Genomic DNA, 13,258 nt, shown 5'->3' on the forward strand with positions numbered 1-13,258 from the left:
TTGCGTACTAAGAAGGGATTTACCCCCCTACCGTGGTCGCCATGGTCACTCGGACTGTGCTCACCGGTCTCACGACTCTGGCCCTCGCCGGGCCCTCAGGTTTCCTCGCCCCCCTGGAGTGGGGCGGCGGCCCCCTCACCGTGGACGCACTCCCCCGCGTCGTCTACACCGCCCATCGCGGCGGCGCCCTCGAAGTGCCGGAGAACAGCATGTCCGGCCTGGCGGCGGCGTACGAGCGCGGCACGGCCCAGGTCCTCGACTTCGATACGCGGATACTGCGTGACGGCACGCTCGTGGTCATGCACGACGAGATGCTGGACCGCACCACCTACCAGTCCGGCTCGGTGCACCGGCTCGACCGGCGCGGCTGGCAGGACGTGCGCATCCGCCCCAGGACGGAGCTGCCGGGCCGCTGGCGCCCGGAGCGGCCGCCGACGGTGGCGGAGGTCCTGGACCGCTTCGGCGGGCGGATCATGCTGATGCTGGAGGCGAAGGACCCGCGCAGCCTGCGGGCGCTCGGCGCGGCCATCAAGTCCCGGGGCCTCGCCCGCTCGGTCTTCGTGAACTCCAACAAGCCCGCGGTGGCCCACCGCGCGCACCGCATGGGTCTGCTGGCGCAGCTGTGGCGATCGAAGAAGCAGATGCGCACCGACCAGCCCGAGCAGTGGGCGTCCTTCGTCGACCTCCTGGACGTCGACTACAAGGCGCGCGACCAGGACCTGATCCGTGCGGTCAACTCCGGCATCCCGCGGGTGTGGGCGCACACGGTGACCACCCCGAAGCAGCGCGACCGGGCGCTGCGGCTCGGCTGCAACGGCATCATCACGGACGCCCCGGGGCGGCTCGCGCGCACCCCGGCGAAGGGGCTCAAGTCCCCCGGGCGCAACGCCGATTGGCCGCTGAACGAGGACCCTTTCCGGGAGGGTCCTAGCGCGGTGTGATGCCGTAGAGCGCGTACTCGACGAGCTTGTCGGCGTACTCGTGCGTGAGCGGGCCCGTTCGCTGCAGCCAGCGCTGCGCGAGCGGGCCCGTCCACAGTTCCAGGGCGATGCGGGGGTCGACGGCGGGGGCGACCTGGCCCGCCTCCTGGGCCGCGCGCAGGCGGTTCACATAGAGCTGGAGCGAGGGCTCCAGGAGCCGCTCCACGAACTCGGCGCCGAGCTGCGGGTTGAGCATGCCCTCGGCGGCGAGGGCGCGGTAGGGGGCGTCGTACTTCGGGTTCACGAGCTCGTCGACGGTGGCCCGCAGCACGAACTTGAGGTCGGCCTCCAGATCCCCGGTGTCCGGGATCTCGTACGGGGCGTCGGCACCCTCGCCGTCCTTGTTGGCCTCCGCGTGGGCCTGGCCGCCGAGGTCGAGGAAGGCGTCGAGCAGGACGTCACCCTTCGAGGGCCACCAGCGGTACACGGTCTGCTTGCCGACGCCCGCGCGGGAAGCGATGGCCTCGATCGTCATCTTGCTGAAGCCGACCTCGCCGACGAGGGCGAGGGCGGCGTCGTAGATCGCGCGGCGCGAACGCTCGCTGCGGCGCGTGGAGTCAGGAGCGGTCTTCTGGGCCATGCCGTCGAAGGTAGCACTCGACGAGGCGAGACGTACCGTCTCTTTTGGCATTGACAAGACGCCCCGTCTCGTCCAGAGTGAAGGCCAAGCGAGACGAACCGTCTCACCAATTCGAAGGGCGTCTCTCGCAGGTCGCAGATCGCCCTTCGAAGTCGTCCACGGAAACGGAGGCCGGACATGACCCGAGGCGGATCCGGAAACATGCTGGGCGTCGGCGGCACCCGCAGCAAGCTGTCGCGCAGGGCACTGCGCGGCGGAGGGGGCGCCGGGCGCGTGGGCGGCGGGCTCAGCCCGCAGGAACAGAAGCGTGAGCTGCTGCGTAGATTGCAGGAGGGCCGCTCGGCCGACGGACGGTCATGAGCGCAGAGAACGGGTGGCGTCCGAACCACCCGTTCAGTTCACTGCGGGAGGGCTCCTCAGACCGCACCATGGGCAGCATCTGCCCCTGCGGTATGTGAGGAGCCCTCCTTGCTGCGAACTGCCCGGCGCGCCACACCCCGGCGCTACCTGATGTGCTCACCGGCACACTTCAAGGTCACGTACTCCATCAACCCCTGGATGGACCCGGCCAAACCCGTGGACGTCCCCCTCGCGGTCGCCCAGTGGGAAGACCTGCGCGACCGCTACCGCTCGCTCGGCCACACCGTCGAGGAGCTCACCCCTCGGACCGGACTGCCGGACATGGTCTACGCGGCCAACGGCGCCACCGTCATCGGCGGCCGCGTGCTCGGCGCGCGCTTCGCCCATGCCGAGCGGGAGCTGGAGGCCGCGGCCCACGTGGAGTGGTTCCGCGCGCACGGCTACACCGACATCCACGAGCCGGACCACATCAACGAGGGAGAGGGCGACTTCGCCGTCACCTCCTCCTACGTCCTGGCCGGGCGCGGCTTCCGGGCCAGCCCCCTCTCGCACGGCGAGGCACAGGAGTTCTTCGGCCGCCCGGTCATCGGACTCGACCTGGTCGACCCCCGCTACTACCACCTCGACACGGCGCTCGCGGTCCTCGACGACGCGACCGACGAGGTCATGTACTACCCGCCCGCGTTCTCGCCCGGGAGCCGCGCCGTCCTGGAGCGGCTCTTCCCCGACGCGCTGATCGCCGAGGAGCCGGACGCCGCGGCCCTCGGCCTCAACGCGGTCTCGGACGGCCTGCACGTGCTGCTTCCGCAGGCCGCCCTCGGCCTCTTCGAGCCGCTCAGGGAGCGCGGCTACGAACCCGTCGGGATGGATCTGAGCGAGCTGCTCAAGGGCGGTGGCAGCGTGAAGTGCTGCACGCAGGAGCTGCGTCCGTAGCCGTCAGGAGAACCGTCACGAGAGGTCACCCGGACAGAGCCGGCGCGGCTTGTCGTCGCCCTTCAGGCGGGCGTCGGCACAGCCGCCCGGCAGTCCCTTGTACGCCTTCTTGCCGAAGTTGGCGGTGACGGTGAGCGTGCCCTTCCCGAAGACGGTGCGCTGGACCAGGTGGTCCGGGGTCAGGTTCCGGAACGAGGTGAGCTCCTTCGCTCCCGCCGCCTTGTGGAGCGGCTCGAAGTACCGCTGCAGGGCGGCGAGTTCGCGACCGTGCTGCTTCAACGACGGCCCGTCGAGGACGTAGTTGAGGGGCGTGTTGTAGAGCATCGCGAGGAGGGCCCGGGTGGTCTTCTGCCGCGGCAGCTTCTCGTACGACAGCTCCCAGCGCTCCGTGTTGACCAGGGAGCCGTGCAGCGCGGTCTCGTACAGGGGGACGCGGTAGCGCGGGTCGTACATGGCCTTGGCGACGTCGGCCGGCAGCTCGGCGGGCTTGAAGAACACCTTCGGGGCGTTCTCCGGGTAGTAGCCGCCCCACTTCTCGCGGTCCTTCTGCACCGCCCAGTAGCCGTCCGCGGTCGGGGTCGCCGCGCCGTGGTCGAAGGCGAGGACCCCGTTGGCCCAGGGCTGGGCGGACTCCGAGCCGAGGACGGGCCCCCGAACTCCTTGACCTCCCTGGCTGCCCTGGCTGCCCTGGCCGGTGGTGCGGCGCATCCGCGCGAGCCGGTTCTCGCGGTCCTCGGCCTTGGTCATCGGGTGGCTCCCCGCGTGGTCGCGGAAGAGCTCGCCGGTGGCGTCGACGTCGAGGAAGTAGCTGTTGGAGCCGTTCGCGAGCATGGTGCGGGTGCGGTCGCGCAGATAGTGGTGGCGGGACTCGGCCCGCTCGAACGCCTCGGAGCTCAAGTAGCAGCCCCGGCCCCCGAACCCGGTCTCCGGCTTCCCGTCCGCGCGGCGCACGCAGAAGTCCGGGTAGACGGTGCCGGGCCAGGTGGAGACCGGCGAGTCGGAGCTCTTCGGGTCCTGGCCGTTGTCGAAGGAGTCGTACGGGCCCACGAGGTATCCGGCCTTCTTGGCCTCCCGTACGGCCGCCGCGTCCATGGGGTGCTCGTCGGCGTCGTAGCCGAGCCACATGCGGTCCACGCCGAGGGCGCGCAGCTTCTTGACGCCCGCGGCGGTGCGGGCGTCGCCCCAGGTGTAGGCGTGGAAGGCCCCGAGGAGCTTGCGGGTATCCGGGTTCTCCTTCATCTTCCGCTCCAGGGAGCCGAGTCGGCCGCGCTCGGCGAGGTAGGAGCGGTAGTCGGCGGCGGGGGCCACGGGGTTGCCGTCGGTGAGGGCGAGGGTGACGGTGTAGGTGCGGGTGCCGTCGCCGCCGTCGAAGGTGTGGCGGGCGGTGGTGCGGAGGCGGTCGTGGGAGTCCTGGGCGAATTTCAGGGTGGTGCCGAGGTCGGTGGGGGTGAGGTAGCTGACACCCCGGCCGTGGCCGAGGGAGTAGCCCCAGAGGGGGAGGGACAGGTCGGCACCCATGTCGATGGCCGCGCCGCCCAGTTGGCCCTTCTTCCCGGTCCAGAAGGCGTCCTTCACCGGGATGTCGAGCCCCTCCCCGCGCGGGAGTTGGAGGCTCGCGGAGTCGTTGCCCGCCTCGGTGACCGGCCAGTCGAGCGTGGTGTCGCGGCGGGACGTGACCGAGAGGGAGAGGCGGCCGTGGTCGGTGCGGGCCGTGACGTCGAGGCCGCGGTCGGGGTAACTCCACTTCTTCGAGCGGCCGTTGTCGGTCGACCTGACGGGGCCCGGCTTGCCGAGGTCGGTGGGCGAGGGGGCGGAGAGGGCGAGTTCACGGCCGGCGCGGGTGCGGGCGGTGACGGCGAGGGTCGCGGTGTCGATGGTGGTCCGGCCGCCGGTGACGTCCAACTCCACGTGGTTTCCGTGGGGTTGCTCGGCTCCGGCGGTGAAGGCGTAGGTGGTGGCTCCGGCGGCCACGGCCGCCAGGGCGAGGCTCAGGGCTAGGAACCTTGTCTCCGAGCGTTTGCGGGCGTGGCTCGGGGACTGAGGGTTGGTGGTTGGCATGAGGATGTGGATAGTCGGGGGTTCTAAGAGGTTTCTAAGTTCCCCGCTGAATCTGTGAGCGCGCTCCGCGCGTGGGCGCCCCTTCCCGAAACCGCCGCCGCGGCCCCGAGTCGCCCTCCATCGCCTGAACGGCTCGTCCTCAATCGCCGGACGGGCTAGTCAGTTCCGGCCGGAGGCCAGGAGTCGCCCCACTGCGCGTCCCTCGCCGCCTTGTACAAGGCCCCGTGCCGCTTCGTGACCGTCTCCCGCGCAAGGCCCGGCTCCGGTGCCCCGCACAGGTCCAGGAGCACCTGGCCCTTGCGGATCTGGGGGCGGCGCACCACGCGGGCGGCCGCCGGGGAGGAGTCGAAGCGAGTGGCGGCGACATAACTGAACTTCTCGTCCTCGTACGCCAGTGAGCCGCCCTTCACCTGGCGGTGCAGGGACGAGCGGCTGACCCGGGCCGAGAAGTGGCACCAGTCCGTGCCGGGGACGATCGGGCAGGGCGCGCCGTGCGGGCAGGGGGCCGCGATGTGGAAGCCCGCCGCGAGCAGGCGGGTGCGGGCCTCGATGATGCGCGCGTAGCCGTCGGGGGTGCCCGGTTCGACGATGACGACGGCCTGTCCGGCGCGGGCGGCCGCGTCCACGACGGCGTGGCGGTCGCCCTCGGTGAGCTCGTTCAGGACGTACGAGACGGTGACCAGGTCGGCGGGGTCCAGGGCGAGGGCCGAGCCGATGCGGGCACGGCGCCAGTCGGTGTCCGTCAACTGAGGCAGGGCAGCGGCCAGTTGGCGGCCCAGGGCGAGTGCGGGGTCGGCCCAGTCCAGGACCGTGACCGGGCGCTCGCCGTCCCACGTCGCGCTCGCCGCCCAGATCGCCGCTCCGGTGCCGCCGCCCACGTCCACGTGGCTTGCGGGGGCCCAGTCGGCGGGGGCCGCGTCGGCGAGGGCGGTGAGGGCCGACCGTACGGCTTCGAAGGTGGCGGGCATGCGGTACGCCGCGTAGGCCGCGACGTCGGCGCGGTCGCGCAGGACCGGGGCGTCGGTGGGGATGTGTCCCCGGTAGTTCGCGATCAGCCGGTCCACGGCCTGGGCCGCCTGCCGGGGCGGAAGGTCGGCGAGCAGCCCCGCCAGGGCCGTGCGCAGGGTCTCAGCTGGGGAAACGACGTCACTCACCCGGTGATTCTAGGCGCCCGGCGGAGGTGGGCGCCGCGGCCGCCCGGGCCAGCCTGGTGGCCGCCCTGGCCCGTGGTCCGCTGTCCGGCGGGCGCCGCTTCGGGTGCACCGTGTTGGCGAGGAGCACCAGGAACGTGTCGGTGGCCCGGTCCAGGACCAGGGACGTGCCGGTGAACCCGGTGTGTCCCGCGGCGCCGCGCCCCGCGAGCTCGCCCATGAACCACTCCTGGTCGACGCCGAAGCCGAGGCCCGGCGCCGTCAGCATCAGGTCCACGTGGTCGGCGCCGAGGATGCGGGCCCGGCCGTAGGAGCCGCCGCAGAGCAGGGTGCGGCAGAACACGGCGAGGTCGCCGGCGGTGGAGAAGAGACCGGCGTGGCCGGCGACGCCGCCGAGTGCCCAGGCGTTCTCGTCGTGCACCTCGCCGCGCAGCGGCCCCCGGTCGGCCTTGGCCCACGGGGTGCGCTGGTCCTCGGTGGCGGCGGCGTCGGCGTGCCGGCCGAAGGAGGTGGCGGTCATGCCGAGGGGGCGGGTGATGCCGTCGCGGACGAGGACGTCGAGGGTGCGTCCGGTGATCCGCTCCAGGACCTGCTGGAGCAGCAGCAGGTTCAGGTCGGAGTAGGCGTAGGTGCTGCCCGGCGCGGTGAGCGGGGCCTCGGCGCACAGGGCGGCGGTGCGGGCGGGGGCGTCCGGGCTGGCGTACAGGGGGAGTTCGGGGCGCAGCCCGGAGGTGTGGGTGAGGAGGTGGCGGACCGTGATGCCGTGCCGGGCGGCGGCGGTGAGCTCGGGGACGTAGGCCGCGGCGCACGCGTCCAGGCGCAGCGTGCCGCGCTCCAGCTGCTGGACGGCGGCGACCGTCGTGAACAGCTTGGTGAGCGAGGCGAGGTCGAAGGGCGTGCCGGTGCGCATCGGGGTGCGCAGGCCCGGCGGCAGCTCGACGCCGCTGTCGGTCTCCTCGTCGTACGCGGTGTAGCGCACCGCCCAGCCCGCCGCCTCCTCGACGGCGATGACCGGGCCGCGGCCCGCGAGCACCACGGCGCCCGCACACCAGGGGCGCGGGCCGTGGGTCAGCGCGCGGACCTCGCGTACGAGCTGACGCATCTCCTCCGGATCGAGACCCGCGCGCTCCGGGGTGCCGGGCCGCAGGGAACGGGGTGCTGCGCTCAGTGCTCCGCCTCCTCGCGGGACGTGTGCTGCCAGGGGCGGCACAGTCCCACGAAGCAGGCGATGGCCGCCAGTGCGCAGGCCAACTGGACGACGGCCATCGGCACGGCGGTGTCCTCGCCCGCGATGCCGACGAGCGGCGAGGCGACCGCGCCGACGAGGAAGGAGGTGGTGCCGAGCAGGGCCGACGCGGAGCCGGCGGCGTGCGGGGTGCGGGTCAGGGCGAGGGACTGGGTGTTGGGCATCGCGAGCCCCATGGAGGACATCAGCACGAAGAGCCCGGCCGCGATCGGGAAGAGCCCGATGTCGTCGCCGAAGACCCCGCTCGCCATGAGCAGCAGCGCGACGGAGGCGAGGGCGATGAGGGCGAGCCCGAGCCCGAGCACCTTGTCGAGGCTGACCCGCCCGACGAGGACCTTCCCGTTGATCTGCCCGGCGACGATCAGTCCGACGGAGTTGATCCCGAAGAGCAGGCTGAAGGTCTGCGGCGAGGCCCCGTAGATCTCCTGGATGACGAACGGGGAGGCCGAGATGTACGCGAACAGGGCGGCGAAGGCGAAGCCGCCCGCGATCATGTAGCCGCTGAAGACGCGGTCCTTGAGGAGTCCGCCCATGGTGCGCAGGGCGGCGCCGGTGCCCCCGCTGTGCCGCCGCTCCGGGGGCAGCGTCTCGGGCAGGGCCCGCCACACCAGCAGCGTCAGCGCGATGCCGACGCCGGTGAGCACGACGAAGACGCCGCGCCAGTCGGTGACGCGCAGCACCTGCCCGCCGATGAGCGGCGCGACGACGGGCGCCACACCGGAGATCAGCATCAGCGTCGAGAAGAACCGCGCCATCTCCACCCCGTCGTAGAGGTCCCGGACGACGGCGCGCGCGATCACGATCCCGGCGGCTCCGGCGAGGCCCTGGAGGAGGCGGAAGGCGATGAGGAGCTCGGCGTTCGGGGCGAGGGCGCAGATGGCGGTGGCGACGATGTAGACGAGCAGCCCCGCGAGGAGGGGCCTGCGCCGCCCCCACTTGTCGCTCATCGGGCCGACCACGAGCTGGCCGAGGGCCATGCCGAGGAGGCAGGCGGTGAGGGTGAGCTGGATCGTGGCGGCGGGGGCGTGCAGTGAGTCGGTGACCTCCGGGAGCGCGGGGAGGTACATGTCCATGGAGAGCGGCGGGGTGGCGGTCAGGCCGCCGAGGACGAGGGTGACGAGGGCGCCGGTCGCCACGCGGCGGGCGGCGACGGGGTTCTTGGCCCCCGTCGCCCCCGCTATCGCCGTCTCTGCACTCTCAGGCATGGCGCCCCTCCCCTTTTGGTTGGCTCGACCATCCATGGTCGCAGCTGAGGAGGAGTGCTCTTTCCCCGATCCCGCCCCTTCCCGGCTGCATCTATTGGCGCGCTCCGCGCGCGCAGGGGGCTCCGCCCCCAGGGCCGCGGGAGCGGTTTCGGGAAGGGGCGGGGTTGGGGAAAGTGACCGCCGGATGCTACGCCGGGTGCAGTCCCGGGTTGCCCGCCTCCGTCACGAACGACGCCGCCGTCACGATCGGCGCACCCGGCGTCGTCACCGCCGACACCGTCTTGAAGTCGGCCCGCGCCGACTCCCGCCCGAGCCCGACCGTCACATAGCCGCGCCGCCCGTTGTAGAACTTCAGGTGCGGGTTGGCCTTCATGTACGTGTCCCAGTTCGCGGGCTTGTCCGCCCCGTCCTTCCCGCTCGCGACCGACGTCGCGACGATCTCCGTACCGACCACCTTCGACGACGGATCGGCGAAGTCCGCCTTCACATCAAAGGCGTACCCGACGTGCACGTCCCCGGTGAGGACCATCAGGTTCTCCACGTCCGCCGACCGCGCGCCCGCCAGCACCCGCTGCCGCGACGCCACGTACCCGTCCCAGGCGTCCATCGACACCTTCGCCACCGGGTTCAGGTCCAGCTTCCGCTCGGAGAAGGTGACCTGCTGGGGGACGACGTTCCACAGAGCGCGCGAGCGGCGCCAGCCGTCGATGAGCCAGCGCTCCTGCGTGGCCCCGGTGATGGTCCGCGCCGGGTCGAGGGACTCGGGCCCGGGTATGTGCGCCCCGTCCCCGTACGCCTGGTCCGAGCGGTACTGGCGGGTGTCGAGGATGTCGAACTGCGCGAGCCGGCCCCAGACCAGGCGGCGATACAGCTGGGCGTCGGGGCCCGACGGGAGCTGGGCGCGGCGCAGCGGCTGGTTCTCCCAGTACGCGCGGTACGCGGAGGCGCGGCGCAGCAGGAACTCGGCGGGCGGGTCGTCGTTCTCGCTGGTCTCGTCCGCGTAGTTGTTCTCGGTCTCGTGGTCGTCCCAGGTGACGGCGAAGGGGTGCGCGGCGTGCGCGGCCCGCAGGTCCGGGTCGGACTTGTAGAGGGCGTAGCGCAGGCGGTAGTCCTCCAGTGTCAGGGTCTCCTTGTTGAAGTGCGCGGGCAGCGTGCGGTCCGTGTAGTTGCGGGCGCCGCCCACCGCGTTCACCGCGTACTCGTAGAGGTAGTCGCCGAGGTGGAAGACCACGTCGACGTCGTCCTGCGCCAGGTGCTTGTACGCGGTGAAGTAGCCGTCGTGGTACGCCTGGCAGGAGACCGCGGCGAGGGTCAGCCCGGCGGGGCGGGACCCGGCGGCGGGCGCGGTGCGGGTGCGGCCCGTCTCGCTCACCCACTTCCCGGCGCGGAAGCGGAAGTAGTAGACGCGCCCGGCCTCCAGGTGGTCCACCTCGACGTGCACGGCGTGGTTGAACTCGGGGTGCGCGGTGACGGTCCCTCTGCGGACCACCCGGCGGAAGCGGGCGTCGTGGGCCAGCTCCCAGGCGACGGTGACGCGCTGCTGCGGCAGACCGCTGCCCGGCTCGTACGGGGACGGGGCGAGGCGGGTCCACAGGATGACGGAGCCGGGCAGCGGGTCGCCGGACGCGACGCCCAGCGTGAACGGGTCGGCCTTGATGCCCCGCGCGTCCAGCTCGGCGGCGGCCGCGACGCCCACGGTGGGCAGGTTGGTGGCGAAGGCGAGCGCGGCGGCGGCCGCGGTGCCGGTGAGGAACCCGCGGCGGCCCAAGTGGCGTGCGGCGGCGCGGAGTTCGGGTGCGTGCTGTGCTGCGGGCTGACCTGCGTACGTCATGTGCCCCTCCCCTGACGATTGGTGTCAGGGGCAAGTACAGGAGGGCACGGGGTCCTGGGGACGACGGAATTCTGTCACGTACACAACAGCCGGATGGCGGATGGGTGATGCCCGCGGTGTCCAGCCTCCCGTACGCTGCGGGGCCATGAACGCTGAGCGAACTGAGCATCCGACCGGAGCCGCCGACGGGTCCGCGGGCACGTCCCCGAGGACCGCCGTGGTGACCGGGGCGGGTTCCGGCATCGGCCGCTCCGTCGCCGTCGAACTCCTCCGCTCCGGCTGGTCGGTGGCGCTCGCCGGGCGGCGGGCCGAGACGCTCGAGGAGACGGCGGGCCTCGTGCCGGACTCCTTCGACGGCGGGCGTGCGCTGTGCGTGCGCACGGACGTGGCGCGGCCGGACGACGTCGAGGGGCTCTTCGCCGCCGTGCGCGACGAGTTCGGCCGGCTCGATCTGCTCTTCAACAACGCCGGTACGTTCGGGCCCGGCGGCGTCCCGGTCGAGGAGCTCCCCTACGACGCATGGCGGCACGTCGTGGACACGAACCTGAACGGCGCGTTCCTGTGCGCGCAGGCCGCGTTCCGGCAGATGAAGGAGCAGGAGCCGCAGGGCGGCCGGATCATCAACAACGGATCGATCTCGGCGCACGTGCCGCGCCCGCACTCGGTCGCCTACACGGCGACGAAGCACGCCCTGACGGGGCTCACCAAGTCCCTGTCCCTGGACGGCCGTCCGTACCGGATCGCCGTCGGCCAGATCGACATCGGCAACGCGGCGACGGACATGACGGAGCGCATGCGGTCCGGAATCCTGCAGGCCAACGGCGAGTTGGCGGTGGAGCCGGTGATGGACGTGGCGGACGTGGCGCGCACGGTGCGGCACATGGCGGAGCTGCCGCTGGGTGCGAACGTGCAGTTCGCGACGGTTCTCGCGACAGCCATGCCGTACGTGGGGCGGGGCTAGCTCTCGTTACGAAGGCCCGTTGCGGGGCTGGTTCTCAGCATGGGGCCGCCCCGCCGGGTCACGCCTGTCCGGTCTCGAAGCGGGAGATCTTGTCCCCCTCCACCGTGAACCGCCACTTCGTCCGCATCTCGCCCCACGTGTCGTTCCGGTACGTGACGAGCAGCGCGCGGCCGCCGTCCGACTCGTTCTCGACGTCCATGTGACCGTTGCACGAGAAGATCTCGCGCTCGGTCCAGTCGGCGATGTCGCGGTCGGAGCCGTCGTCGGACATCGTGGCGCCCGGGGTCAGAAGGGCGTGGAAGCCCTCCTGGTCGTGGGCGTTGACCGCGGTGACGAAGGCCCGGACCACCGGGTCGCTCAGCCTGTTTACCTGGATGCTCATGGGCCCACGGTCACACCGGGCGGGCCGGGCCGCCACCGGGCGTACCCCAACAGGTTGGCGGGAATCGCGCCGGCCTCGCCCTGGCACGACGGGCACGACGGGCACGACGGGCGCCCGTGTCGCCCGGCGCCGGGAAAATCGCTGCCCCCGCCGATCGTCCCGGACTACGGTTCGCCTCCATGACCTCTGAGACCCCTGAGACCTCTGAGACCCCTGAGACCTCTGCCGCAGCCACGTCCGCCGACGCCCCGCCCCGTCTCACCCGCCTCGCCTTCCACGGCCCGCTCTCCGAGGCCCGCGCCACGGGGATCGTGGAGCGGCTCACCGGGGGCGGCCGTGCCCCGCGCACCGTGCTCGATATGGGCTGCGGCTGGGGCGAGTTGATGCTGCGCGTCCTCGCGGCGGCGCCGGACGCGACCGGGGTGGGCGTCGACCTGAACGGCGAGGACCTGGCCCGCGGCCGCGCGGAGGCCGAGCGGCGCGGGCTCGCGGACCGGGTCGAGTTCGTGGAGGAGTCGGGCCTGGACAGCGCGCGCGGCCCCGCCGACGTCGTGCTGTGCCTGGGCGCCAGCCACGCCCTGAGCGAGGCCGAGCCACCCCTGTACTCCGCCGCCGCCCTGCGCGCCCTGCGCCGCCTGGTCTCCCCCGGCGGCCGCGTCGTGCTCGGCGAGGGCTTCTGGCAGCGCACCCCGACCCCGGACGAGCTCGCCCACATGTGGCCGGACGCCCACGCGGGCCAGCACATCTTCCTCGGGGACCTGGTGGACGAGGCCGTCGCGGCGGGGTTCAGGCCGCTGTGGGTGGAGACGGCGAGCGGCGCGGAGTGGGAGGAGTTCGAGTCCGGCTACCGCACCGACACGGAGGAGTGGCTCGCCGCGCACCCGGACCATCCGCTGGCCGCCGAGACCCGCGCGCGGGTGGACACGCAGCGCTCCAGCTGGCTGCGCGGGTACCGGGACGTGCTCGGCCTCGCGTATCTCACGCTGGCCCCGGTGGGCTGAGGCCGCACCGCGGACGGCGCCGCCCACGGGGGTGGACGGCGCCGCCTCACAACTGCCTTGCACCATCAGGGACTTGAAGAGTCACCCGGCGGCTCAGAACTTGAACGGCCCCGGCGCCTGCGCCGACGTCGCGTTGCAGGTCGCCGTCACGCCGAGGACGGTGACGGTCAGCGACTTGCCCTCCAGGCTGTCCCCCGCGGCGACGGTGCCGGTGAGCGGGCCGGTGGAGACGTCGCCGCCGGAGGGAATGGCCGGGTTGGAGTTGCCGGTGAAGTCCGTGGTGCCGGAGCCGTTCTTGGTGAGGGTCAGCGTCGACTTCACGGAGTTCGCGCCGATGTCGATCGGCGCCTTGATCGCGGAGGTGGACACTTCGATGGTCGCGGAGGTGCCGTCCTGGGTGGCCTTCAGGGTCGCGTTGCCCTTGCCGTAGGTGCCGCAGTCGAAGTCGATGGTCGCGGTCTGGGGGTCGACCGCCTGCGCGGCCGGTGCCAGGACCAGCGCGCCGAGGCTCAGGGCACCGACGCCCAGAGCCGAACATATGAGCCTTCGGCCGTGCGTGCCATGTCTCAT

The 13,258-nt window shown here is 72.4% G+C and carries 13 protein-coding genes; 5 read left to right on the forward strand and 8 right to left on the reverse strand.

Annotated elements, in window-relative coordinates; genetic code table 11:
- The first annotated feature begins 41 nt into the window (after positions 1-41).
- Positions 42-941: a glycerophosphodiester phosphodiesterase gene (locus ACQB60_RS03090; RefSeq protein ID WP_496924224.1), complete on the forward strand. Its 900-nt coding sequence runs from the start codon at positions 42-44 to the stop codon at positions 939-941.
- Here ACQB60_RS03090 and ACQB60_RS03095 read toward each other — a convergent pair.
- Entirely contained in the window at positions 928-1,560 is a 633-nt protein-coding gene (locus tag ACQB60_RS03095; RefSeq protein ID WP_496924225.1) for a TetR/AcrR family transcriptional regulator, read from the reverse strand. The genes ACQB60_RS03090 and ACQB60_RS03095 overlap by 14 nt on opposite strands.
- A 177-nt stretch (positions 1,561-1,737) precedes the next feature.
- Between ACQB60_RS03095 and ACQB60_RS03100 the strand changes: the two genes are divergently transcribed.
- Positions 1,738-1,920 carry a DUF6243 family protein gene (locus tag ACQB60_RS03100; protein ID WP_496924226.1) on the forward strand — a complete coding sequence of 61 codons (183 nt, stop codon included), beginning with the start codon at positions 1,738-1,740 and terminating at the stop codon, positions 1,918-1,920.
- A gap of 111 nt (positions 1,921-2,031) precedes the next feature.
- Positions 2,032-2,853: a dimethylargininase gene (gene ddaH / locus ACQB60_RS03105; RefSeq protein WP_496924763.1), complete on the forward strand. Its 822-nt coding sequence runs from the start codon at positions 2,032-2,034 to the stop codon at positions 2,851-2,853.
- Positions 2,854-2,868: 15 nt separating this feature from the next.
- Here the strand turns inward: ddaH and ACQB60_RS03110 are convergent, their stop codons facing one another.
- The 5 genes from ACQB60_RS03110 to ACQB60_RS03130 form a co-directional block, all read right to left on the reverse strand.
- On the reverse strand, positions 2,869-4,911 hold the full coding sequence (locus ACQB60_RS03110) for a glycoside hydrolase (RefSeq protein WP_496924227.1): 2,043 nt from the start codon (positions 4,909-4,911) through the stop codon (positions 2,869-2,871).
- Positions 4,912-5,066: 155 nt separating this feature from the next.
- Positions 5,067-6,065, reverse strand: a complete 999-nt coding sequence (locus tag ACQB60_RS03115) for a small ribosomal subunit Rsm22 family protein (RefSeq protein ID WP_496924228.1) — start codon at positions 6,063-6,065, stop codon at positions 5,067-5,069.
- The gene (locus ACQB60_RS03120) at positions 6,058-7,164 is read right to left on the reverse strand and encodes a serine hydrolase domain-containing protein (RefSeq protein WP_496924229.1); all 1,107 of its coding nucleotides are present in this window, start codon (positions 7,162-7,164) and stop codon (positions 6,058-6,060) included. Before ACQB60_RS03120 ends, ACQB60_RS03115 begins: the two co-directional genes overlap by 8 nt.
- A 62-nt stretch (positions 7,165-7,226) precedes the next feature.
- The gene (locus ACQB60_RS03125; protein WP_496924230.1) at positions 7,227-8,513 is read right to left on the reverse strand and encodes a Bcr/CflA family multidrug efflux MFS transporter; all 1,287 of its coding nucleotides are present in this window, start codon (positions 8,511-8,513) and stop codon (positions 7,227-7,229) included.
- A gap of 187 nt (positions 8,514-8,700) precedes the next feature.
- A complete protein-coding gene (locus ACQB60_RS03130) occupies positions 8,701-10,344 on the reverse strand; it encodes an alkaline phosphatase D family protein (protein ID WP_496924231.1) in 1,644 nt (547 codons plus the stop codon).
- A 145-nt stretch (positions 10,345-10,489) separates the two neighbouring features.
- Here ACQB60_RS03130 and ACQB60_RS03135 point away from each other — a divergent pair, with 145 nt between their 5' ends.
- Positions 10,490-11,305: an SDR family oxidoreductase gene (locus tag ACQB60_RS03135; RefSeq protein ID WP_496924232.1), complete on the forward strand. Its 816-nt coding sequence runs from the start codon at positions 10,490-10,492 to the stop codon at positions 11,303-11,305.
- A gap of 58 nt (positions 11,306-11,363) precedes the next feature.
- On the opposite strand, the gene ACQB60_RS03140 is transcribed toward ACQB60_RS03135, so the two are convergent.
- On the reverse strand, positions 11,364-11,687 hold the full coding sequence (locus ACQB60_RS03140) for a nuclear transport factor 2 family protein (RefSeq protein WP_496924233.1): 324 nt from the start codon (positions 11,685-11,687) through the stop codon (positions 11,364-11,366).
- Positions 11,688-11,866: 179 nt separating this feature from the next.
- Between ACQB60_RS03140 and ACQB60_RS03145 the strand changes: the two genes are divergently transcribed.
- Positions 11,867-12,688, forward strand: coding sequence for an SAM-dependent methyltransferase (locus ACQB60_RS03145; RefSeq protein ID WP_496924234.1), 822 nt, complete (start codon positions 11,867-11,869; stop codon positions 12,686-12,688).
- 93 nt (positions 12,689-12,781) lie between these two features.
- Here the strand turns inward: ACQB60_RS03145 and ACQB60_RS03150 are convergent, their stop codons facing one another.
- On the reverse strand, positions 12,782-13,258 hold the full coding sequence (locus ACQB60_RS03150) for a hypothetical protein (protein WP_384837410.1): 477 nt from the start codon (positions 13,256-13,258) through the stop codon (positions 12,782-12,784).

This window comes from Streptomyces odontotermitis (assembly GCF_050510915.1).
Taxonomy (GTDB): Bacteria; Actinomycetota; Actinomycetes; order Streptomycetales; family Streptomycetaceae; genus Streptomyces.

What these genes read in the sequence shown, in the direction of transcription:
- ACQB60_RS03090 (WP_496924224.1), top strand. Translation starts at nt 42, where the DNA reads ATGGTCACTCGGACTGTGCTCACCGGTCTCACGACTCTGGCCCTCGCC.
- ACQB60_RS03095 (WP_496924225.1), bottom strand. Translation starts at nt 1,560, where the DNA reads ATGGCCCAGAAGACCGCTCCTGACTCCACGCGCCGCAGCGAGCGTTCG.
- ACQB60_RS03100 (WP_496924226.1), top strand. Translation starts at nt 1,738, where the DNA reads ATGACCCGAGGCGGATCCGGAAACATGCTGGGCGTCGGCGGCACCCGC.
- ACQB60_RS03110 (WP_496924227.1), bottom strand. Translation starts at nt 4,911, where the DNA reads ATGCCAACCACCAACCCTCAGTCCCCGAGCCACGCCCGCAAACGCTCG.
- ACQB60_RS03120 (WP_496924229.1), bottom strand. Translation starts at nt 7,164, where the DNA reads ATGCGTCAGCTCGTACGCGAGGTCCGCGCGCTGACCCACGGCCCGCGC.
- ACQB60_RS03125 (WP_496924230.1), bottom strand. Translation starts at nt 8,513, where the DNA reads ATGCCTGAGAGTGCAGAGACGGCGATAGCGGGGGCGACGGGGGCCAAG.
- ACQB60_RS03130 (WP_496924231.1), bottom strand. Translation starts at nt 10,344, where the DNA reads ATGACGTACGCAGGTCAGCCCGCAGCACAGCACGCACCCGAACTCCGC.
- ACQB60_RS03135 (WP_496924232.1), top strand. Translation starts at nt 10,490, where the DNA reads ATGAACGCTGAGCGAACTGAGCATCCGACCGGAGCCGCCGACGGGTCC.
- ACQB60_RS03140 (WP_496924233.1), bottom strand. Translation starts at nt 11,687, where the DNA reads ATGAGCATCCAGGTAAACAGGCTGAGCGACCCGGTGGTCCGGGCCTTC.
- ACQB60_RS03145 (WP_496924234.1), top strand. Translation starts at nt 11,867, where the DNA reads ATGACCTCTGAGACCCCTGAGACCTCTGAGACCCCTGAGACCTCTGCC.
- ACQB60_RS03150 (WP_384837410.1), bottom strand. Translation starts at nt 13,258, where the DNA reads ATGAGACATGGCACGCACGGCCGAAGGCTCATATGTTCGGCTCTGGGC.